Origin of the sequence: Paenibacillus alginolyticus DSM 5050 = NBRC 15375 (genome assembly GCF_000422905.1) — a bacterium.
GTDB lineage: Bacteria > Bacillota > Bacilli > Paenibacillales > NBRC-103111 > Paenibacillus_E > Paenibacillus_E alginolyticus.
This window is the reverse complement of sequence record NZ_AUGY01000044.1, coordinates 1-19679: the sequence shown is the minus strand read 5'-3', so window position 1 is coordinate 19679 and position 19679 is coordinate 1. Positions and strand designations below refer to the sequence as shown.

The 19679-nt window shown below is 46.7% G+C and carries 25 protein-coding genes; 11 read left to right on the top strand and 14 right to left on the bottom strand.

Annotated elements, in window-relative coordinates; genetic code table 11:
• Nucleotides 1-114 precede the first annotated feature (114 nt).
• The 3 genes from G519_RS0119835 (at nucleotide 115) to G519_RS0119825 (ending at nucleotide 2915) form a co-directional block, all read left to right on the top strand.
• On the top strand, nucleotides 115-1344 hold the full coding sequence (locus G519_RS0119835) for an S-layer homology domain-containing protein (RefSeq protein WP_029196189.1): 1230 nt from the start codon (nucleotides 115-117) through the stop codon (nucleotides 1342-1344).
• Between the two features lie 140 nt (nucleotides 1345-1484).
• Nucleotides 1485-2177: an L-ribulose-5-phosphate 4-epimerase gene (gene araD, locus G519_RS0119830; protein ID WP_029196188.1), complete on the top strand. Its 693-nt coding sequence runs from the start codon at nucleotides 1485-1487 to the stop codon at nucleotides 2175-2177.
• Nucleotides 2178-2423: 246 nt separating this feature from the next.
• Complete coding sequence (locus G519_RS0119825) at nucleotides 2424-2915, top strand: GAF domain-containing protein (RefSeq protein ID WP_029196187.1); 492 nt, start codon at nucleotides 2424-2426, stop codon at nucleotides 2913-2915.
• On the opposite strand, the gene G519_RS0119820 is transcribed toward G519_RS0119825, so the two are convergent.
• From G519_RS0119820 to G519_RS0119795, 5 genes are all read right to left on the bottom strand, one after another.
• Nucleotides 2908-3357, bottom strand: coding sequence for a PilZ domain-containing protein (locus tag G519_RS0119820; RefSeq protein WP_029196186.1), 450 nt, complete (start codon nucleotides 3355-3357; stop codon nucleotides 2908-2910). The two genes, G519_RS0119825 and G519_RS0119820, sit on opposite strands and share 8 nt — an antisense overlap.
• Before the next feature lie 93 nt (nucleotides 3358-3450).
• A complete protein-coding gene (locus G519_RS49080; RefSeq protein WP_084160237.1) occupies nucleotides 3451-4515 on the bottom strand; it encodes a polysaccharide deacetylase family protein in 1065 nt (354 codons plus the stop codon).
• A gap of 165 nt (nucleotides 4516-4680) precedes the next feature.
• Complete coding sequence (locus G519_RS0119805; protein WP_029196185.1) at nucleotides 4681-4953, bottom strand: response regulator transcription factor; 273 nt, start codon at nucleotides 4951-4953, stop codon at nucleotides 4681-4683.
• 107 nt (nucleotides 4954-5060) lie between these two features.
• Nucleotides 5061-5702 carry a thiamine diphosphokinase gene (locus tag G519_RS0119800; protein ID WP_029196184.1) on the bottom strand — a complete coding sequence of 214 codons (642 nt, stop codon included), beginning with the start codon at nucleotides 5700-5702 and terminating at the stop codon, nucleotides 5061-5063.
• Nucleotides 5703-5792: 90 nt separating this feature from the next.
• Nucleotides 5793-6026: a hypothetical protein gene (locus G519_RS0119795; protein ID WP_029196183.1), complete on the bottom strand. Its 234-nt coding sequence runs from the start codon at nucleotides 6024-6026 to the stop codon at nucleotides 5793-5795.
• A 123-nt stretch (nucleotides 6027-6149) separates the two neighbouring features.
• Here G519_RS0119795 and G519_RS0119790 point away from each other — a divergent pair, with 123 nt between their 5' ends.
• Nucleotides 6150-6887, top strand: a complete 738-nt coding sequence (locus G519_RS0119790) for a DUF554 domain-containing protein (RefSeq protein WP_029196182.1) — start codon at nucleotides 6150-6152, stop codon at nucleotides 6885-6887.
• Here the strand turns inward: G519_RS0119790 and G519_RS0119785 are convergent.
• A complete protein-coding gene (locus G519_RS0119785) occupies nucleotides 6884-7585 on the bottom strand; it encodes a response regulator transcription factor (protein ID WP_029196181.1) in 702 nt (233 codons plus the stop codon). The two genes, G519_RS0119790 and G519_RS0119785, sit on opposite strands and share 4 nt — an antisense overlap.
• A gap of 322 nt (nucleotides 7586-7907) precedes the next feature.
• Between G519_RS0119785 and G519_RS47680 the strand changes: the two genes are divergently transcribed.
• Entirely contained in the window at nucleotides 7908-8819 is a 912-nt protein-coding gene (locus tag G519_RS47680; protein WP_051253524.1) for a sensor domain-containing diguanylate cyclase, read from the top strand.
• A 225-nt stretch (nucleotides 8820-9044) separates the two neighbouring features.
• Nucleotides 9045-10685 (top strand): S-layer homology domain-containing protein, encoded by a 1641-nt coding sequence (locus G519_RS0119775; RefSeq protein ID WP_029196180.1) that lies wholly within the window; start codon nucleotides 9045-9047, stop codon nucleotides 10683-10685.
• Nucleotides 10686-10840: 155 nt separating this feature from the next.
• Here the strand turns inward: G519_RS0119775 and G519_RS43715 are convergent, their stop codons facing one another.
• The 5 genes from G519_RS43715 to G519_RS0119750 are packed head-to-tail and all read right to left on the bottom strand — an operon-like array spanning nucleotide 10841 to nucleotide 12815.
• Nucleotides 10841-11326 (bottom strand): spore germination protein GerPE, encoded by a 486-nt coding sequence (locus tag G519_RS43715; protein WP_051253523.1) that lies wholly within the window; start codon nucleotides 11324-11326, stop codon nucleotides 10841-10843.
• Between the two features lie 3 nt (nucleotides 11327-11329).
• Nucleotides 11330-11512 (bottom strand): hypothetical protein, encoded by a 183-nt coding sequence (locus G519_RS0119765; RefSeq protein WP_036633453.1) that lies wholly within the window; start codon nucleotides 11510-11512, stop codon nucleotides 11330-11332.
• 3 nt (nucleotides 11513-11515) lie between these two features.
• Nucleotides 11516-12280 (bottom strand): spore germination protein GerPC, encoded by a 765-nt coding sequence (gene gerPC / locus G519_RS0119760; RefSeq protein WP_029196178.1) that lies wholly within the window; start codon nucleotides 12278-12280, stop codon nucleotides 11516-11518.
• 60 nt (nucleotides 12281-12340) lie between these two features.
• On the bottom strand, nucleotides 12341-12550 hold the full coding sequence (locus tag G519_RS0119755) for a spore germination protein GerPB (RefSeq protein WP_029196177.1): 210 nt from the start codon (nucleotides 12548-12550) through the stop codon (nucleotides 12341-12343).
• Between the two features lie 40 nt (nucleotides 12551-12590).
• A complete protein-coding gene (locus G519_RS0119750) occupies nucleotides 12591-12815 on the bottom strand; it encodes a spore germination protein (RefSeq protein ID WP_029196176.1) in 225 nt (74 codons plus the stop codon).
• A gap of 130 nt (nucleotides 12816-12945) precedes the next feature.
• On the opposite strand from G519_RS0119750, the gene G519_RS0119745 reads away from it, so the two are divergent.
• Entirely contained in the window at nucleotides 12946-13404 is a 459-nt protein-coding gene (locus G519_RS0119745) for an Hsp20/alpha crystallin family protein (RefSeq protein ID WP_029196175.1), read from the top strand.
• 145 nt (nucleotides 13405-13549) lie between these two features.
• On the opposite strand, the gene G519_RS0119740 is transcribed toward G519_RS0119745, so the two are convergent.
• Nucleotides 13550-14917, bottom strand: a complete 1368-nt coding sequence (locus G519_RS0119740) for a sensor histidine kinase (protein WP_029196174.1) — start codon at nucleotides 14915-14917, stop codon at nucleotides 13550-13552.
• The gene (locus tag G519_RS43710; protein ID WP_051253522.1) at nucleotides 14914-15675 is read right to left on the bottom strand and encodes a response regulator transcription factor; all 762 of its coding nucleotides are present in this window, start codon (nucleotides 15673-15675) and stop codon (nucleotides 14914-14916) included. The genes G519_RS0119740 and G519_RS43710 overlap by 4 nt, the downstream gene beginning before the upstream one ends.
• Nucleotides 15676-15877: 202 nt before the next feature.
• Between G519_RS43710 and G519_RS0119730 the strand changes: the two genes are divergently transcribed.
• Nucleotides 15878-16201: a hypothetical protein gene (locus G519_RS0119730; RefSeq protein ID WP_029196173.1), complete on the top strand. Its 324-nt coding sequence runs from the start codon at nucleotides 15878-15880 to the stop codon at nucleotides 16199-16201.
• 96 nt (nucleotides 16202-16297) lie between these two features.
• Here G519_RS0119730 and G519_RS0119725 read toward each other — a convergent pair whose 3' ends face one another.
• On the bottom strand, nucleotides 16298-17263 hold the full coding sequence (locus G519_RS0119725; protein ID WP_029196172.1) for an aldolase catalytic domain-containing protein: 966 nt from the start codon (nucleotides 17261-17263) through the stop codon (nucleotides 16298-16300).
• Nucleotides 17264-17428: 165 nt separating this feature from the next.
• Between G519_RS0119725 and G519_RS53040 the strand changes: the two genes are divergently transcribed.
• From G519_RS53040 to G519_RS0119715, 3 genes are all read left to right on the top strand, one after another.
• Nucleotides 17429-17950, top strand: coding sequence for an inositol monophosphatase family protein (locus G519_RS53040; protein ID WP_051253521.1), 522 nt, complete (start codon nucleotides 17429-17431; stop codon nucleotides 17948-17950).
• Between the two features lie 38 nt (nucleotides 17951-17988).
• Nucleotides 17989-18432 carry a hypothetical protein gene (locus G519_RS53035; RefSeq protein ID WP_051253520.1) on the top strand — a complete coding sequence of 148 codons (444 nt, stop codon included), beginning with the start codon at nucleotides 17989-17991 and terminating at the stop codon, nucleotides 18430-18432.
• Nucleotides 18433-18497: 65 nt separating this feature from the next.
• The gene (locus tag G519_RS0119715; RefSeq protein ID WP_029196171.1) at nucleotides 18498-18914 is read left to right on the top strand and encodes a hypothetical protein; all 417 of its coding nucleotides are present in this window, start codon (nucleotides 18498-18500) and stop codon (nucleotides 18912-18914) included.
• Nucleotides 18915-19679 lie beyond the last annotated feature (765 nt).

Here is a 19679-nt window from a genome sequence, read left to right as displayed (position 1 = left end):
TTGGCCCCTTGGATCACTAGGCTTTAAGCCTGTTCTCAAAGCATTGTAGAAGGCTTATCCTAAAGACTGGTATAAACGATGCCAAAAACTTATGGAGAAGCGGAGAGTAATAAGATGTTACAGCTGAATAAATGGCTTACAATTGCAACAATTTGTTGCGTAATGACAATAGGTGTCGTACAAGGGAAGAGTGAAGCTGCCGCTATGACGGACGTTCGAGGTCATTGGGCGGAGCAAACGATAAGTCAGATGGTGCAGCAGGAGTTACTGGATGGCTTTCCTGATGGGACTTTCCGACCAGATGATTCTGTGACCGCTGATCAATTTGTGAAAATCGTGTTGCTCGCTTTTACAGATAAATATCCGAATGGCGAACGCAAATGGAAATCGAGTTTTCTGCAAACGCTTAGCGCCAGCAACCAAAGTATTTTACAGCAGGATTATCGGGATTTCACGTTCAAACCGAACACAGTCGGATATTGGGCAAAGCCTTATTTGGATTTGGCCAGTGATCTTCATTTTATAAGTAAAGGTCAGTTCAGTGACTATAAGGCGATGCTAAAACGCGAAGATGTCGCCGAAATTCTCTACTATTTACTCAAGGAAACCGAGTATTTGGAAGATGAAGTGTACAGTCTCAAAGCAGCTTCACAATTCGGTGATTTTCAAAGTGCGACGGCTAGACAGCAGAAATTTATCGGCGAGGCCATGACGAAGGGAATCATGGAAGGCTACCCGAACGGTTACTTCGGCGTTGGACGAACGGTTACCCGAGCTGAAGCGCTGCAAATCATTACTCGCTTGCAGACGAAGTCGAAGCGCATCAGTGTGAAAAGCGGAAGTGAAGCGTTCATCAAAGTCGTGCCTACGAAGGATGGCAGCTACAAGAAGCTGGTATTCCCCGATCAGCGAATGCTGCAAGCCTATGATGTGATGGAGGAAGCGGGCAAGCTGCGAGGCTCAAATTACGACCTTGAAGAAACAACGCTGCGCTTATTCCGAGATGCAGAGGCCAAAGGGGTCGCGATGAGCGGTGCGACCGCCGAGGTGCGCAACAGTAATGAAGTGTCCTTATGGTTAGATCCTCAGTTTATAACTTATGGCGTGACTGTGCACCTAGAAAACGGGACACTAGCCCGTAATACGGAGAGCATCCGGAAGTTCACGGATTTCCTTTTTGGCTATGACGCAGACATCTTCTATCGCCAGTTTACTGATGCTTGTGAACGCGCAGCGGCTAAAGGTGTTCTCGAAACCACAACGAAACAAATCGGCAGCTATTCTGTTGAAACACGGTTAGAAGCGGATGGGAAAACGATCATTTTTTCTATTATTCATTCCTAGGATATACAGATAATGTGTGTACAAGCTGTACATACAAGTTGATTGTGAAAACTTTATATCGCCGATATCTAGATAACATGTACGTACAAGTGTATAATATGAAATCATATGTACATTTTATCGGAAGGTGTTGATATCAGGTGCTGGAGAGCTTGAAGAATGCTGTGTTGGAAGCCAATTTGGATTTACCGAAATATCGGCTTGTCACATTTACGTGGGGCAATGTTAGCGGGATTGATCGGAAGCAAGGGCTTGTTGTGATTAAACCTAGCGGCGTACCTTATGAGGAGTTAAGAACGGAAGACCTCGTTGTCGTTGATCTGGAAGGGAATATCGTGGAAGGCAAGCTGAAGCCCTCTTCGGATACACCAACACATCTTGCTCTATACCGTGCTTTCCCTACAATTGGCGGTATTGTACACACACATTCAGCTTGGGCAACAAGCTGGGCACAGGCAGGAAGAGGCATCCCGCCACTTGGTACAACACATGCGGATTATTTCTATGGGGGTGTGCCTTGTACGCGTCTATTGACAGAGAATGAGATTAATGGAGCTTACGAGCGGGAAACGGGAAATGTCATTATCGAGACGTTCAATGAATTGAAACTGAATCCAGCGATGGTCCCCAGCGTGTTGGTGAATTGCCATGCTCCTTTCAGCTGGGGCAAGGATCCGCACAATGCGGTTCATAACGCAGTGGTACTGGAAGAGGTCGCGAAGATTGCCTACCGCACCTACAACTTGAACCCCGCGGTAGAGCTAATGGACCAAACGCTGCTGGATCGGCACTTTCTGAGAAAGCACGGAGCGGGCGCTTATTACGGGCAATAGGGATGGACGGCTCCGTTGATGCGGAGCAAGGATAAACAAAGGGCAGTTGGCGCACGATGCTGACTGTCCTTTTTTGTTTTGAAAGCTCGGAAATCGAGCTTAATTCCGGCGGTTGAGTGAGATAGGCTCTGAAATCGAGCCTAAGCAGTGAAATCCGACTCGCCCTTTCTTTACATTTGGGTAAGAAGGTTATCTTTTGGTATGATAGACAGGTAGAAATGATTTGGGGAAGAGGGATGACGAGAGATGTTTACGAAGTCGAGTTATGAGGGAACAAGAGAAGATCATTATGCGTTGCTGATTCAGCAAGTTGAAGCTTTGATACATGACGAACCTAATCGCATTGCGAATTTGGCTAACGCCGCTGCGCTGCTTGGACAGTTTCTGAGTGATGTGAATTGGGTTGGTTTTTATTTATTAGATGAGACTAGTGACAAGAAGGAGCTCGTGCTGGGACCGTTCCAAGGACTTCCGGCTTGTGTACGGATTCCACTAGGCAAAGGAGTTTGCGGTACATCAGCAGAACGCCGGGAAACGGTACTTGTTCCAGACGTGCATGCATTTCCAGGTCACATTGCCTGCGATGCGGCATCCCAATCCGAGATCGTGGTACCGATCCTTGTAGGAAATGAGCTCGTCGGGGTGCTGGATATTGATAGTCCTATCAAGAGCCGTTTCGATGACATCGATCAGCAGTACTTGGAACAATTTGTGCAGAAGCTTGCAGCTGCTATGTAATTTCGTAGGTGGTAGAGAAAATATCCGCCATGTCCTCATCGGAACAGAAGCTGCAGCTTGCCAGCATGTTGGCATGTTTTAAACGAGCACCTAATAAGATCAGATGACTGGTAAGCTGCTGCTCCATGATTGGATCTGCGATGCTGAATTCAATCCCGTATTCATAGAGGGATGGCTTCAGCATCGTTTTTCGCGTGAGGACACCCAATACTTTAATCTCTTGATGAAACAGTTGAAAAGTGAATTCCAGCAGCAAATTCATATCGATAGGAAGATTCAACGGGGTGTGAATACGTATTCCGCCTGCGCTAATATCTCGGATCATAATCTTAGAATGTTTGGTGTCAGCTGCCTTGTTTTTGATACCAATGATTTTGAACAGGGCGGATAACGGAATTTGAAGATGGAGTCGGAAGCTGGAGCGCTTATTTGCTTGTGACATACTACTGCCCCTCGTGAATGATAGGTCTATTATACTATATAGATGATTAATTTGAACTACCTTTTCATATAAGGGATTCGAAAATAATGCTGCCTAATCGTGTGTGGAAAGCTTGCGAATGAACGATTTCAGGCTTTCTTCTCCGTTAATAAAAAGCCTTTTGAGCAGAAAAGGGGACTGTTGGTTTGTTGCAAAGCCTTGTTCAATCGTAAAGGCATAACGAAATCCATGATCCTTTAGAAGCTTCAGCGTCGTTTTGTTATATTCGCCATAAGGGTAGCAATATACATCAGCTTTGGTTCCGAGCTTTTCCTCGATTTGCTTTCTGGCTTCCAAGATTTCGTAGGCTTGTTGATCCGCGGAAAGCTGGGGGAGATGAGGGTGTGTCATCCCATGAGGTTGAATGTCCCAGCCGGCTTCTTGCAGCTTTTTGATCTGTTCCCAGTTCAGGTAACCTTCCTGATCGCTTGTACCTGGTGAAATAAAGAGGGTAGCTGGGAAGGCATATTTGGCAAGAAGAGGCATCGCTTGCTCATAATTATCGATGTATCCGTCGTCAAAAGTTAGCAGCACGGGTTTCTCTGGAGCCGCCTCGACACTTTTTCCTTCGATAAGGCTGATAAATGTAGAGAGCGTGACTGGGGTGTAGCCGTGGTCGTGAAGATACGTCAGCTGCTCTTCGAGCTTGGTTGGGGAAATAACGACAACATTCCCTGGGTCAATCGTGACACTGTGGTAGTTGAGGACAGGGATGCTGATTTTGGGCGGCAGAGGTGTTGGTCTTGTTGGAGATTGGACGGCACCCTTTACTTCGGTAGCAGCCGATGGAATGGCAGCGAGAAAGGGAGCCGGAACGTAAGTATCCAATGTAACGGTGGAGGGCGCAGGCAAATTGGTTACCTCTAGAAGCGGAGGAGCTGGTGTTATTTCTAAGCTTGGAGCGGGCTTGTCCAGGGCAAAACTAGAGACCTCGATCGGAGCTTGGGATGGAGATTCAACGATTGGAGCATCGGCCTGATGAAGGATTAATGCTGTAGTTGGTGAGGTTCCCCGTAGTTGGTACCCCGAGGAGTCTAGACCGATGAATACGAGTAGGAGTATAGTAAATAGTCCGGCTAGCACCGAATAAAAAAGGATTCTCTTTCTTGGGTAGTTCATATGCACACCAACCATTTCTAGAGGAATAATCTATTACTCTATTTGTAAGCAAAGGTTGGGAGAAATATACCTAGTTTAGCCATCTAGAGAGAGATTCTCTCCTATAAAAAACTGCTATCCAAACTGTCTCCAGTTCGAATAGCAGTATTTGGCGCGTGCGGTGGGTTAAACCGCATTGCTGATGATGGCAGCTAGAAGCTTGCGCATCGATCGAGTTCCGACTTTATCCATAATTTTATCAATATGGACTTTAACTGTTTTTTCGCTAATGTTGCAGTGATCGGCTATTTCTTTGTTACTGTAGCCATGGAGCGCGATGAGACCTATAATTTCGGCTTCTCGGTTCGTAAGTAAATGTATGGCCGCAAATTGGGTTATGACGGATTGCACACTCTTATGATGAAGGTTCTTTACCGGAATTTCTTGTACATGCTGCATGGTTGAACGACCTCAATATCTTAATTTATTTATGGTGTACAATTCATTGTAGCAGAGTTAATCCCTATAGAATTCATAGGAGATTGTCTAATTTTAAAATTTTTTGCTTAATCTTTACTTTGAATCACAAGTAATAAGCCAGTTTGGAGTTCGATGAGCCCTTCGGATTCCATAAGTACATTACTAATTCCGAGGGACTGTCCAATCTGAAGAGTTGCTTGGTGAAGCGGATATTGGAAACCGTGCAGCGTGATACCGGTTACTTCCAAGCTAAGCGGCAGCAAGGAAATATGTGTATAACTCCCCCGTAATATGCGAGTGGATTGGTTAATGACAATGATTTGATTGTTGGCATCGACAATGGAACAGGAGACGCCTTGCTCTGTACCTTTGCGAAGCAGATGTACATTGGCTAGCGAGTGATCAAAGCGTGTGCCGAGCGCGCCGAGCAGGACGATATGATCAGGCTGCTGAGCCAATGCCCAGTTAAAGGCCATTTCGGTATCGGTTAAATCCTTGAAAATCGGATCGCAATCGATGAAAGTGAGACTGGAAGAGCGAATAAGGCTCAACTCTTCGGCAGTGACAGAATCGAAATCACCAAGTGAAATATGCGGCGTATAGCCATGTTGAATCAGATATAGGGCACCACGATCAGAGCCAACAAGCACGTCATCCTCATGAATGTCGCCTAGGGCCCAATCCCCGAGTGTCCCTCCAGTTACAATGATAATTCGTTTTCCATTCATGTTTCTTCCCCCAACGCGTGATATATCATCCCCATAGTATATCATACGCAGGCAAAACCGAGCTGCATGCCTCACAGCCCGGTTCTATGATTAGGTTCTCGCGTCCACACGCTTGCGCATAGGGTTAAGCTCAGACTGGTCATGATCAATCACGGCTTCATCGGCGAAGCCTCGCAATTCCCAAGTCGTTCGTCCCAAGATAAGATCGGCGGGAAACTCGTCGCCGCGCTTGAGTGTAACCTCTCGTCCTGCTTCATTAGCATAAATACCGTCCGTCTCAACCGTGTCGCCAGTCATGGGATCCATCGATTTGTCATTCGACATGCTGTATTCCTCCTTTCCTGTTGCTTATTCATACCATTTCCAACGATGGAGGAAATTATGAGCAGAATCATGTAGAATGAGAAGGTTGTCACAGACTAGAAGGCAGAAAGGGAACGAACCAACATGGCTTTATGGGGGACGATTGTGAATGCAATCGCCATTATCATTGGGGGATTATTAGGAATGATGCTGCCCCGCATCTCGGAAGGCATAAAAAGCACAGTGATGCAGGGCCTTGGGCTCGCCATTACTGTGCTCGGCATTACTATGGCATTAAAGTCGAATCAAATCGTGCTCGTTATTGTCAGTGTAGTCGTCGGAGGCATCATTGGAGAGCTTCTGCGCATTGAATACAGGCTTGGACAGCTTGGTGACTGGCTGCAAGCTGTACTGCGGAAAGATTCTACAGCACATCCTACAAGCAGTATCTCGGAGGGTTTCGTCACATGCACCTTGGTTTATTGCATTGGAGCTATGGCTATTCTGGGTCCGCTGGATGGCGGCCTGAGGCATAATCATGATATTTTATATACCAAATCATTGTTGGACGGATTCTTATCCATTATCTTCGCATCTACCCTTGGGATCGGTGTGATCTTCTCGGCTGTGTCCGTGTTCGTGATGCAAGGGGTCATCGCTCTGGCAGCGACGTTTATTGCTATGGCATTTAGCCAAGCATCCTTAGATGCTATGATCGTTCAAATTACAGCCGTGGGCGGCATTCTGGTTATTGGCGTAGGCCTCAACATTCTCCAGATTAAAAAAATGAATGTAGCCAATATGCTTCCGGCACTTGTCATAGCGGCAGCAGCAGTTCCTTTGCAGCATTACATTACTGTATGGTTTAACCGACTGTTCTAAACTGCCGAGCCGTTAAATTTGTATCCGACACCACGAACCGTAATAATGTAGCGAGGCTCCGCTGGGTTGGATTCAATTTTCTTGCGCAGATTGCTAATATGTACAATGAGTGTGCGTGGATCGCCCATGCTATCCAGGCTCCATATAAGTTCAAACAGGTGCTCGATTTTGTATACCCGATTAGGGGTCTTAGCCATTAAGGAAAGCAAATCGAATTCTTTGGCCGATAACGATATGGTCTGTCGATTCACGCGAACGATGTGGCTGACCAGATCGATTTCGAGGCCAGGGAATTTCACCAACTGAGGATCATCCTGATGCTGCTCTCGAATGGAATTTCGACGCAAATGAGCTTTGACTCTAGCAACGAGCTGACTAGGGCTAAAAGGCTTCGTCATATAATCATCGCCACCCATGCTTAATCCGAGAATAATATCAATATCCTCGCTCTTACAGGAGATGAACAGGATCGGCGTATTGCTCGTTTTGCGAAGCTGTCGGCAAACTTCTATACCATCAAGTCCTGGCAAAAGAATGTCCAGAATAATAAGATCAGGCTTATGTTCCTTAACGATCTCAAATACATCTTGTCCATTATTGGCGCTGATGACTTTATAGCCTTCCCGCGCAAGGTAAAGTTGAATCAATTGGACAATTTCTTGCTCGTCATCGACGACTAAAATAGTTTCTCCTGCCATACTAGAAATCCTCCTCAGCAACGGAACAGCTTGGTAGGGAGAACGGTGTTCCCGCTCTCACATGTTTACTTTCATTATAGAACGATTCTCTTAGACATTTCTATCCTTTTATTGCCAGTTAAAGAGATTTGATGCGGTTCTTACTCCAAAGTAGGTACTTTGATCTGCCTGTAGATTCTAGTAAATGTGAATAGAGTAAAAAAAGAGTCATAATTCGACTTCGATTGACGAAAATTTTGGCTGAATTTAATTGAATCTTTATGTTCCCATGCTAAGCTACCTAAGTCTCTATGTAGAAAGAACGAGAGGGGCTGCGAAAGTAATGAGTCAAAAGGCTGATCCGGATATTGGCACCCATTCATCGTTACTAAAAGATACATTCGTACGCCAATTCATCGAGCAGGCTTGGGATCTGTTTAGCATATTTGATGTTTATGGAAATTTGACCTATGCCTCTAAGAGTTTTAGTGAGGTGATAGGATTTATACCTAGTGACTTTCAGCAAGTGGTGGACTTTATCGATTCCGAATATGGAATGGATGTACATAAAATGTTTATCAAAACCTTACAAACTTGCAGCAGCAGTAAGCTAGAATTTCGAGCGAGAAATGCTGCTAAGAATATCATTTGGTTCGAGTGTACCGCGATTCCAATTCGTAATGATGAGGGTGATCTAGCCGAGATTTCTTTTGTTCTAACGGATATCACGCTGCGCAAAAATCAAGAAAGCCGTCTTGTAGTCATGGCTTTTCATGATCCTCTGACAGGTTTGCCTAACCGGCGAATGTTTAAGGAGCATCTGCAGCAAATGCTTTTGAAAGCGAATCGGACGAAGAGACCGTTTGGACTTTTATACTTAGATATAGATGATTTCAAAGTGATTAATGATACGATGGGTCATGATGTAGGAGATGCATTCTTGCAGGATTTCACTCACCGCATCAAAGGATGTCTCCGTGAGGTTGATATGTTTGCCCGCATGGGAGGCGACGAGTTCACCATCTTATTGCCCGCGGTGGATTGTAAGGAACACGTGGAAAGCGTGGCCCAGCGTATCGTTCAGTGTTTTGAACAGCCATGGGAAATACAGGGTCAACAGTTTCGCGCAACAGTAAGTATGGGGATTACGATGTACCGCTCGAATGAGACCGATGCGACTAGCATGATGAAGGAAGTAGATATTGCTCTATACAAAGTGAAGGGCAAGGGCCGTAATCACTACCAGTTTTATTAGAAAACGTTACTCGGAGCAGAATGCTCTCAAGTAACGTTTTTTCGTAGATTAGAAAGTATAAGTTTTATACTTTTGCTTCGCATCTACCTTGACAAACACGCTCGTCCCTGAAGGACGACGGAGTCGTTTATCCTTGGTTATCCCCAATATTTACTCCTAGCACATTCCTATTGTTTCTAGCAAAATAGAGAGAAGCAGCTAGATACTAGAAATAGGAGGTGGCCGATGAATAAAGCCAAAAATCGATGGAGCAAATGCTTGATTATACTAGCCGCCGCGGGGCTTTTGACAATGGCAACAAGCTCAGAACCTAGTGTTAAGGCTGAGGCTAGCTCGTCTCAAGGGAAATTCACGATGTCCTATCTCTTCTTTGGGAGTCCAAATTCCTATACCTCGCAAGTGGATAAAAGCGGTCAGACCCTCGATGTTGTCTCGCCTAGTTATTTTAATATCCAGGCAGATGGTAGTTTGCAGCTATCCGATTCTCTTCAGCCTTCCTTCATAACCGACATGCATGCGAGAGGGAAGAAGGTTGTCCCTTTTCTTAGTAATGATTTTGATAGGACGTTAGGTGAGAAAGCCATTGATAATCGAGAAGCGCTTGTGAATCAAATTGTAAAGGCTATCGAGGATAATAAGTTGGACGGCATCAATTTGGATATTGAGAATGTAGATGCAGCCTACCGGGATAAATATACGGATATGGTCAAAATGCTGCGGGATAAAATCCCGAGCCGGATGGAAGTATCCGTGGCTGTTGCAGCGAACCCTACAGGGACAACGAAGAGCTGGATTGCTTTGTATGATTACAAGGCATTAGCCGCGGTAAGTGATTACTTAATGGTCATGGCTTATGATGAAAGCTATCCTGGAGATCCAACTCCGGGACCTGTGGCAAGCCTGCCGTTTGTCGAGAAATCGATTCAATACGCAGTATCGCAGGCACCAGCTGATAAAATAGTTCTTGGTGTTCCGTTCTATGGGCGGTACTGGAATCAAGATGCTGCCGCAAACGGATCTGGTGTATCCGATCAGACATTAATGAACCTGATTGACATGTATAAAGGAACAGTGCGGTATGATGCTGTTAGCCAATCACCGGTAGCAACTTTTACGATAAGCCCTACTGATGCTGCGTCTAGTGTATATGGGAATAAGCTCGGCCCCGGCGACTACACCGTGTGGTTCGAGAACGAACAGTCGCTCAAAGAAAAACTGAAATTGGTAGACAAGTACAACTTGAAGGGGACTGGAAGCTGGAGCCTGAATCAGGAATCGTCTGATACATGGGACTATTACAGTCTGTGGTCGGATGGGTTTTACTTCGCCGACATGCAGAAGCATTGGGCGCAAGCTGACGTGCTGGCCGCTGCGAACCGAGGCTGGATGCTCGGCATAGCCGCTGACCGGTTCGAGCCGGACGCGGCGCTTACGCGAGCCGAAGCCGCGACGATTATCGTGCGCGTGCTGGGGTTGAAAGCCGAGGCGGGAGCGATAGGCGCCTCGTTCAGTGATGTCCCTGCCACCCACTGGGCGTGGCAGGATATCCAGACCGCGAAGATGAGCGGGCTGATCCAAGGGATCAGCAGCGATCGCTTCGCGCCGGATCAGATCATGACGCGGGAGCAGATGAGTGTGCTGCTGTCCCGCGCTTTGAAGTTGACTTCGCAGGCCAGCGGCGGAGCTGCTGCGAAGGGCTTCACCGACGTGCCGGCAGGAAGCTGGTCGGCGGAGGCCATCGCTGCTATGAGCAGCAATGGCCTTGTCAACGGCTACGCGGACGGCACGTTCCATCCAAGCGCGTCGCTGACGCGCGGGGAGATGGCGGCGCTGCTCAGCCGTGCCCAGCCGCTGCTCACGAAGTGAGCCGGCTCTAGCAGAGAACCGCACCCTACTCAGGCTTGCCGAGTGGGGTGCGGTTCTTTGTACAACATCATGCGACCGAGAATGTGGAATCAAAGGATTCCTTCCCTCCTTCATTCAATCATTCATTTCAATCACTCACTCACTCATTCACTCATTCAATCATTCCTTCCTTCATTCATCAACGTTCTCTTAGATTTCTTAGAGAGTACTTCGAAGAAACCACTGCCTTCTTCCTTGCCAAGTTTGACAAAGGTTGTCTGTTCTTTGGGGCCGGGTTTATCTGTGACGAATTGGCGGATATTTTTGATGCGGGCTTCGGCACTGGTGATCCGATTACTGCCGATCTGCAAGATAGAGGAAGAGGAAACGCTAAGAATTCGGATGTTCTGTGCACGAATAAATGAACCTAAGTTATCCACACACATTGTGAAGGGTTCCGGAGGCTGGGGGATGGGAAAGGGTCTTCGATAAAAGGGATAAGCTTTGAAGCTCCCCTCAGTTCCATAATAGAAGGGAACTTCGCGTTGGACAGCGAAGACGGTTGTTTCTAGCGCTGTGTTGATGTTATCGCCAGTATGCATGATACTGCCCGAGCTAACGTCATGAATTATTACATCGCCGACGATGGATAAGCGAACCATAGGTCATCCCTCCGACGGAAGAGGTATGAAAGGAGAAATGATGACCGATTCAGGTGGCGTGTCGAACATGGAGGACAATGAAACAACTTCTGTATCGCCAATGAGAAAGATAGATGAACTGGCTACCCCGATGATTCGCACATCACCTACGAAAAGCTGCTTGTTTTCCACATGTAAGTTCAGCATAGTTTAGCCTTCCTTCCTTGGTAAACTGGATATGTAACTCTCAATTGCACGGAAAATGTCTTGTTTTGTTTTCTCGATGATGCTTGTTGTCACGGCTTCTATCGGTTCTTTGAAGCCAACGCCCCGGTATTGATTGATATACAGCTGAATGCGGGTGTCTAGCTGTTTGCGGATATCATCGATAATGAGGGCTTTGTAATCCTCGTCCAATGGGAATTGATATTTGTTTTCGAGATTGTTCATATCGGCATGAACGCCATATTGCAAGTATTGTGCTATCCCAGTGGAAACTTCCTGCTGAATGTCAAAACCAGAGGCAGTTCCTTGCCCTTGATCTTGCCCTTGATGCCCTGTCCCTTGCCTTTGGGCTTTTTCCTGATCTTGCCTTAGACCAATTCCTTCAAATGTACTTATCCCTCCTTGACCTTGGCTTTGTCCTTGCCCCTGTCCTTGCCCCTGAAAAAAAGAATTCGTATCTGTTCCAGCATTTTTGCCCACAGAGGCACCATTCACTGTGAGGTCATCGATTTTGTCAAGTAAGCTGGGACTGATACCGATTGTTAAGGTACCGTCTAGCTTTTCGACTTTGAGTTGGTCGAATTTATATTCAATTCTATCGATATGGACGCCCTTCTGATTTTTCAAGGCGTTAAGGTCCGTTTGCAGTTTGGTTACAGTTTGTTCAAGCGTATCGATTCGCTGTTTCTGTCTTTCGATATAGGCGGAGACCTGCTGGGCCCATTGCTGCCAAGTTATGCAGTTATTCATCTAGGAAAGGCACCTCCTTCCAGTTTCAATCAGTTTGTAACGCCCGAGTTGGGGTATATATCAAGTTGGCGGTGGTAAAGGAACCAGAGAGATTGGGTTCGTTGGGCTTGCTCCAAGCGCTGGAGCGGATTCAACAAAGCCGCCTGTATTGTACAGATTGGACAATGATCGGACGGATCCGGCAGTGCCAATTTGCAGAACGGAGGAGTTAGCCACGGAATCCACTCTCAAATGCTGAATCATAATGGTCTGATGGATGGTCCAGTTCATTTTGGATGAACACCTCGCTCAGGTTATAAATGAATTTATTTTAAATGATGATTCCGCTGGCATTATTTTCTATGAGGTCAGAATCATTGGTTACGGTCGTGCTGTAGGCATTAAAGATGCGAGGGAAATCCCCGGTATTAAATGAGCCTGCTCCGGCAAAAGCTTTGGAGGAGCTTGTAGGTGCGATGATAAAGGAATCGCCGAAGTGGACGACGGAGCTCGGCCCCACGCTGATGATTTTGACATTCCCTACGATAGATGGCATAGTCGACCCCCCTTGCGCTTATCACAACTATAATATATGAGGGTATTCGCCTAGAGGTGCCCTTGTTTTTACTTCGGGTGTCACATCAGGGAGCAGGCACATATACTGTAGTGAAAATGAGGTGATGAGCTTGAGCGGGTTTAATCGCCATCCTTGGCTAAAGTGGGAGCAAGTTGAGAAGTTCCTTGGGCAAAAGCTGCCTTTCGCTGAAAAAGGGCAGACCTTTCTAGATAATATGACGTGGGCTGAGGGATATGTACAGGACATGCTGAAAAAAGCAATGCCAGATCTGGATGCCAGTATTTCTTCCCAAAGTTATGCGGGCTCTGAAATCTTTGAGACGCATGAACATGTCATTATTAAAGTGGAGATTGCCAAAGATGAAGATCCAAAAGCGATGCAGGTGTTTGTGAAATCCAATCAGATTAAGCTGACCGGTTTTCTCAGTGGCAAGAACCGAATTATTAAGCTTCCGACTCTTGTTCAGCCAAGGACGGCTAGAGTGAGCTACAAACAGCGTATTCTGCAGATCAAGGTGCGCAAGCGAGGCTTGAAGGAGGACTATATTGAGGCATACATCCGTTACTAGCGAGTCAGTAGTGCTGAAAAACGGGGCAGCATACTCCTAGGTGAAAAACAAAAACCCTCAAGCCATATGGCTGAGGGTTATCCTAATTTTGACTATAGAACGCGGTGAGCTGTCATATAACGGGACGACCAATTTCCGTATGGTTTTATTCACACGTTTTTGGCAGCGTAATCAATGCGGAAGTTCCTTGACCTAAGCAGCTTTTGAGCTGAATGGTCCCCCCATGCTTCTGAACGATATGCTCCGCAATAGCTAGTCCCAGACCCACGCCGCCTTGCTTGCGATTCCTTGCTTTATCCGTCCGATAGAAGCGGTCAAAAAGATGCGGTAAGTCACTTTCCGCAATGCCAATGCCTTGATCAATGACTTCGATGGTGACCCATGTGTTCTCAGTGACGCCGATTTTCAACACGACCAGCAGCTGGCTGTATTTCAGTGCGTTATCTAACAAAATAATGAGAAGCTGCCTGATCTTCGAAGGGTCCCCGTTCATATGAAGCTCTTTGAGGTCTTGGTCAATCTGCACCTCGATCTCTCTGCTAGATGTAACTCTAAGTGAAGCTGCGGTTTGCTCAGCGATCGGAAGGAGGTCGAAGGTGATCTTCTGTTCACAGTCTTCTTTCTCTTTATCTGTAAGGGAAAGCAGGTTTTGCGTGAGGATCTTCAGCTGGGCAGATTCAGAGATGATGGCTTCGAGCGCTTCTTCACGCAGCTTATCGTCCCGGAAAGCCCATCTTCGCAGTAAGCTAGCGTAGCTCTCAATGATCGTGAGCGGCGTGCGCAGCTCGTGTGAGGCATCCGCAAGGAATTGCTCCTGCTTTTGAAACATTTCTTGCAGCCTATCGATCATTCTATTAAAAGTTGCACTAAGCATGGTTAATTCATCATTCGTGAGCTTGTCGGGCAAGGGGATGTGTCTAAATGATCCGCTTTTTTCAATATTTTGCATCGTGGTAACTAATTGTTGAAGCGGACGAAAGAGCACATTCGTGTAAAAGTAACCCCCAAGGAGAGCTAGGATCAGCGCACCAGTGGAAGTTAATAAAAGAATAGAGATAAGCATACGGGAGTACTCGCCCAACCTTCTCATGCTGCGTCCAATTTCTAAAATGGCAACTTGATGCCCTTCTTTGAACACAGGCATTTTCACGAATATAAAAATTCCGTCGGGCGCGGTTTTTAAGATGACCGTTTCTTTGTCTACATAACTGGGAGAAAATTGGAGCAGATTAGGGTCGGAATAAATTTGGTGAACAACCTTTGAATCTGGAGCGATATACCGTACCATTTCTTGCGGAATGAGGAGCTCTTCCATCTGCGAGTTATTCAGCCAATACTCAGGATGACTAGGTAAATCCTTCAGAATCAAGGTACGGGCTTTATCCTTCAGCAGCTCCAACTCGCCCTTGGTCGTGACCCGAATGAACATATAGTAGACAAAAGTGAAGCTGAAAAAAAGAATCAACATTAATCCTGCAGAAACCCATAATGTGATTTTAAGCTTAAGGCTCATGAGGGTGTTTGTCCGTCTTTGGGGTTAGATTCACCGGCAGAATCGTCCGCTTCTTTGCTTGAGGAGGTTTCAACCTTCAGCAAGTAGCCAATACCGCGTATCGTCTGAATGAGCTTAGAGGAGAAGGGCTTATCCACCTTTTGCCGCAAATATCGGATGTACACGTCGACCACGTTCGTATCTCCAACGAAATCATATCCCCAAACCTCTGAAATGATTTGCTCCCGCGACATCACTTCGTCCTGGTGCTGAATCAGGAATCGCAGTAAATCAAACTCCGTAGGCGTTAATTCGATCGGTGAACCTTCTCGGGTAACGGCTCTACTCTTTAAATCCATGGTTAGATCATCTACTTTAAGCAAATGAGGCTGCTCAGCTGACTGGTCCTGCAGGCTTCTTTGGCGAAGGAGACTGCGAATGCGGGCGAGCAGCTCGATCGTGGCAAAAGGCTTCGTCACATAATCGTTAGCGCCTTGGTCAAGTCCACTGACTCGGTCCGGGACAGCATCGCGTGCCGTCAGAAGGATAATGGGAACGGTAGCATTTGCCTGACGTATGCGGCGCAGCACCTCTAGACCGCTGAGCTCCGGCAGCATGACGTCAAGCAGGATCAGCTCCCATTCTGACTCATTTAAGGCTGCATTCAGTCCAGAGCGCCCATCTGCTCTTGTATGTACCTCGTAGCCTTCATGCTCTAGCTCCAGCTGGAGCACCCTGGCGATGCGTTCTTCGTCCTCAATTAGCAATATGCGGCTCATAGCGGATAGATTTCACTCCTAACGGCTCACTGTTGGTCAGCGGTGTCGATTCGTTCTTTATTTTCTCTATTCGGTACATTTACATACATAGGTGAAAAGCGCAGTCTTTGAGGGAGTGTCAAGTTAGCGTTCATTAGCCTAGTCCGCGTTCATTCTTTGTGACATAAAATAACGCAAGAAGACTGACAAAGGAGTAGGACAGATGAGTATATCTCAGAAAAAGAAGGTGCGCATCAAATCCAACCAGAAAGTAGCGATTTTACTGCAAGACCATGATGCTACCACTAGAGTCTATGTTGAGATTCAAGGGGAGCTCAACCCGCGAGAGGTTATGGTTGAGGCGCTAAAACGATTAGAAGACGGATTGATCTACGCAGACGAGGAATGTACCGACTTAATTGAGAGTGAGTATATTGAAGTATTCCGTAAAAAAAATCCGTATCGCCGAGAAGAAGAGGATTTCATCTTCCTCATTGACCGTGCGTATGCAGAAGACTACGTGGTATCCGCCAAAATCGTCAAATGATGATAAGGCGAGGGCATATAGAAAACCCCTTATCGATAGATCTGAAGGCCGGAGCCTTCGAGAACAGTCGATAAGGGGTCTTTTTTAATTTAAATATTATTTTTTGTGAATAATAGGAGCTGTCTCTACGGAAGTCAATCGGTCATAGAAATCTACAAAATTATTTCTTTCATCGGAGCTGAGCAGAGCCATAGCGGTACGCGGATGCTCATCAAGCGCTCCTACGATCATGTAAGGAATGAGATAGCCCCAATCCCATTTTTGGCGCATCGTAATCATGTGTTTCTCGATAATTTCAAGTACTGGACGAACGTCGTAACGTGCTCCTTTTAAATAGCTAAGAAGAAGCTCTGTCGTACAATTCCCTGCTGCACGGCCCATTCCATAGACGGAGGAATCAAGGAAAGTCACACCTTTGGAAGCACCAGTAATCGTATTTGCGAAAGCTAGCTGCAGGTTGTTGTGCATATGTAAGCCAAGTTCTTTCTCAGGAAGCAGACGTTGGAACTTCGTTACGAGGTAGTCGATGTCTTTATGATCCATGCTGCCGTAGGAGTCTACGATATAGACAACGTCAACAGGGCTTTTATTGATTTCTTCGAAAGCTTCAACCAGTTCATTTTCCATTACGTGGGAAAGCGCCATAATATTAAGTGACGTTTCGTAGCCCATGTCATTGAATTTTTGAACAAGCTCAAGACCTTTATCAACATCTTTGATGTAACAAGCAACGCGGATCAGGTCAAGCAAGCTGTCCTCACGAGGCAAAATGTCGTTCTCATCGACACGGCCGATATCTACGAGAGCAGATAGTTTCGTTTCCGTCTTTTTGGTAATAACTTCACGAAGGAAAGATTCATTCAAGAATCTCCAAGGACCGGACGCTCCGCCTTTAAGCAGCTTTTCCGAGTTTTTATAACCAATTTCCATATATTCTACACCGGCTGCACTTAAACCGCGATACATGTCTTGGACAAATTCCACGCTAAAATCCCAATCGTTCACCAAACCGCCGTCCCGAATCGTACAATCCAAAATCTTATGTTGATGATGCTTAACCATACTCGTATTGCCCCTTTCGACATCTTAGATCGCTTCTGATTTTGCTATATTATCACTTATGTAGAGGCCGCTTGTCAATGCAGCAGTCTGCTTTTGCGACAACTTTTACAGGGAAGATATGGTAAAATAGGAGGAGTGCTAGATTATATGAAGGGGACTACATGAATGAATCGTAACGAGTGGTCATTAGCGAGAGAGGTTGCTGTTAATGCGGCAACGAAAGCAGGAGAGCTGGCAAGAGAGTGTTTTGGAGGTAAGCTGACTATTCAGCATAAGGATGATCGTGGAGATCTGGTCACCGAAGTGGATGTTCAGGCGGATCGTTTGATTGTGGAAGACATTCTGGCGGTCTTTCCGAGCCATCGTATATATAGTGAAGAAGCAGGTGAAGGAGGGGCAGTCAGCGATTGGGTGTGGCATGTCGATCCGTTGGATGGAACGAATAATTTCGCCTTGGGCATGCCGCTTTATGGCGTTTGCATCTCATTGAGCTATCAAGGGCAAATCGTCCTAGGAGTAATTCGTGACTCGGCTTTGGGGCTAAATTATGTTGCTGTTAAGGACGAAGGTGCTTGGCAGGAGGATGTTAAGCTTGAGGCGAAGCCGAAGGGCCGTTGGCCAAGTCCACAATTTCATGGATACAAGGCCATGGGGTTGGCAAGCACGATCATAAAGCGTTGGGACTAAGGCATCATCTAGAGCATTCGGTTAAAAGAGTGCTGCGCATGTGGGCACCATCCTTGACCTGGGCGATGCTCGCCAGAGGCGACCTGCACGGTGTCGTGCTGTACAACTCCGAAGGTGAGGATTTGTACGCGGGCTTGCTGATCGCTCAGGAGGCAGGCGTGAAGGTGACGGATTTCGCTGGTAATCCGATTGCTATGCTTGGGGGTGCGGGGGCAAGTGCGAGTGCTGGGGTAAGTTCAGGTGCAAGTGCAGGAATAAATGCAGGGGTAAGTGCAGGTACAAGTGCAAGTGCAAGTGCAAGTGCAAGTACAAGTACAAGTACAAGTACAAGTACAAGTACAAGTGCTGATGAAAATGCGGGTAAAAGTGTAAGCTTCGAAGTGGGGATAGAGATGGGACAGGCTGTTTACTTGGTGGCAGCTGTGCCGGAGTATCATGCGGAGCTGTTGGCATTCGTTCAGGAAGCTATCAGAGTAGAATAATGTGGGAGCAATATGCAGATGATAATGGCATACTTTGCATGTTGAGGAAGAAAGGATGCTGTGCGATGAAGAGCTTTGTTCCTATATTTTTTGAATTTGAAAAGGGGCGGGATGCACTCCTTGCGCTTGATACGCTGGACGAGCTTGGCTACAAGCCGGAATTACTGGGCGGAGAGAAGTCAACGGTGCACATCCATCTTGATGAACAGGAAATAACATCTGCTCTAGAAATTGCGCAGTTGCACGGCGGACGCTTAGTGGAGCGCCCGCAAGCAGAGTCAGAGTCAGCGATATACGCCATGGCCTACGATCTGGAGGGTTCCATCCGCATTCCGGCCCACACCGTGAATGAGGATTGGTCCGAGAGCTACGCCGAGGTGAACGCATCGGCCGTGACCGATGCGGTGCCGAGCGAGGACGAGGCGGCTTTTGACCCGTCCGCTGACGACTACGACCATTTCAGCGCCGGTATCCGGCTGTGAAATCGGGTGGGGGAGCCAGCGCAGATGCGCTGGAGTGAGCGAATGCGGGGGGGAAGCGCGGAACAGTGAGTCATAGCGATGAAAAACATCGCTATCTCGCGCCCGCAGCCGAGCAGCCCCGCCATAAGGATGAAAATCATCCTTATGAGGGGTGAAACCCGCGCGAGGCGTGCGAAAGCAGAGTCATAGCGATGAAAAACATCGCTAACTCGAGCCCGCGGCCGAGCAACCCCGCCAACCCTCACAAATCCCATATGTCCACTCATCCCGTGGACGCTCCCAAGCACTAACCGAACGAGGTTAGTTGCTTTTTTGCATTCTCCTATCTGGATTTTTGGGGAAATTGGGGAATTTAAGGAAGGTAAGTTGTACGGCGTACAACAATTTTCTTAATTTCTCCCCGGAAAGCTCAGAATGTTGTATGTTGTACATTACCGATGCATCAAACCTCACATCAAATATTTACTTAATTTGTAATATAAAGTATTTATTTATCTAGACAAACAAAGAAAAAGCACCTATGTTTAGGGAATGACGCGCTATCCATCATTCTCCCAAACAAAGGAGCCAACCATGGATAACGATAAGGAATTTTCCGTAGTTTGTCAATGTCTCAAAGTGCTCAACGTCCTAGATTATCGGTCTATTTTTCAGGATCATCGGTCAAAGAAGCTGTTTGCGGGTTCAGCCATAGGGCTTCATGTCGTTGCTCAGCTGTTGCAACTGAAATCGTATTGCGAACTGTCTGAGCAACTCCAAGCACAC